Origin of the sequence: Escherichia sp. MOD1-EC5950 (assembly GCF_002965345.1) — a bacterium.
Classification (GTDB): domain Bacteria; phylum Pseudomonadota; class Gammaproteobacteria; order Enterobacterales; family Enterobacteriaceae; genus Escherichia; species Escherichia marmotae.
Genome location: NZ_PTSR01000095.1, coordinates 1 through 1264, shown reverse-complemented (window position 1 = coordinate 1264; position 1264 = coordinate 1). Strand labels below are relative to the sequence as shown.

General features: G+C 49.8%; 1 protein-coding gene. It reads left to right on the top strand.

Annotated elements, in window-relative coordinates:
• Positions 1-28 precede the first annotated feature (28 nt).
• On the top strand, positions 29-1264 hold a 1236-nt coding region (locus tag BEA93_RS24395), incomplete at its 3' end, for an IS3 family transposase (RefSeq protein ID WP_105267689.1).

The window sequence follows — 1264 nt, the reverse complement described above, 5'->3', positions numbered from 1 at the left end:
GATTTCCTGGACTCTCAGGAGATAAAACATGTTTACTGAAGAAGAAAAAATCCGCGCCATTGAGCTTTATTTCAAATATGGTAAGAAGCTGGCTCCCGTCGTACGCGAACTGGGCTACCCTTCGAAAAGAAATCTGCGGCGTTGGATCCGCTCATGGGAAGCAGGTGGTGGCGCAAAAGAATCCATTCGTCATAAGCACCGTTACTCCGATGAGCAAAAACAGGTTGCCGTTGAACATTATCTTAACCACGGCTGCTGCCTGGCGTTTACCAGCAGAGCCCTGGGTTATCCCTGCACTGATGTACTCGCTCGCTGGGTTAATGAACTTTATCCCGACAGACGACGTATATTTACCAGTAAGGCCAACCCGGTTGCGCCCTTTGAACCAGAAGTCAAACGTCAGGCTGTCATGGCACTCTGTACACGACAAGTATCAGCCAGTGAAATCGCCAGGCGTATTGGTGTCAGTCGTGCGGTATTGTATAAATGGAAAGATGAAATTATCGGCAACAGTGCTTACCAGACTATGCGTAAACATAACGAACCTTCCCTGGAGGCAGAACGCGATGCGTTGCGGGAGGAAGTCGCCCGACTGAATCAGGAAATACGCCGCCGGCAGATGGAGCTGGATATTCTGAAAAAGGCGGAGGAAATCATAAAAAAAGACCCGGGCATCAGTATCAGTCACCTGAACAACAGAGAAAAAACAAAGATCGCTGATGCCCTGAGACAAACATATCCCCTGACAGAATTACTGCATGTTCTGGGCCTTGCCCGTAGCAGTTATTTTTATCACCGGGCTGCACTGAAAGCCGGTGATAAATACGCCACGATACGTACGATGCTGACAGATATATTTAACAGTAATTACCAGTGTTATGGCTATCGTCGCCTGCATGCGATGCTCAGGCATGAGGGGGGGCGGCTATCAGAAAAGGTTGTACGCAGACTTATGGTGGAGGAACAGCTTGTCGTCAGCCGTAACCGTCGTCGCCGCTACAGATCATATTGCGGAGAAATCGGACCGGCTCCGGATAACCTTATCGCCAGAGATTTTAAGGCGGAGCAACCTAATCAGAAATGGCTGACAGATATCACGGAGTTCCAGCTCCCTGCAGGTAAAGTCTGGCTGTCACCGGTGGTGGACTGCTTCGATGGAAAAGTTGTGAGCTGGTCTCTCAGTACACGCCCCGATGCTGAACTGGTCAACACTATGCTGGATAGCGCTGTCGAAACGTTAAATGCTGGCGAACGACCGGTGATA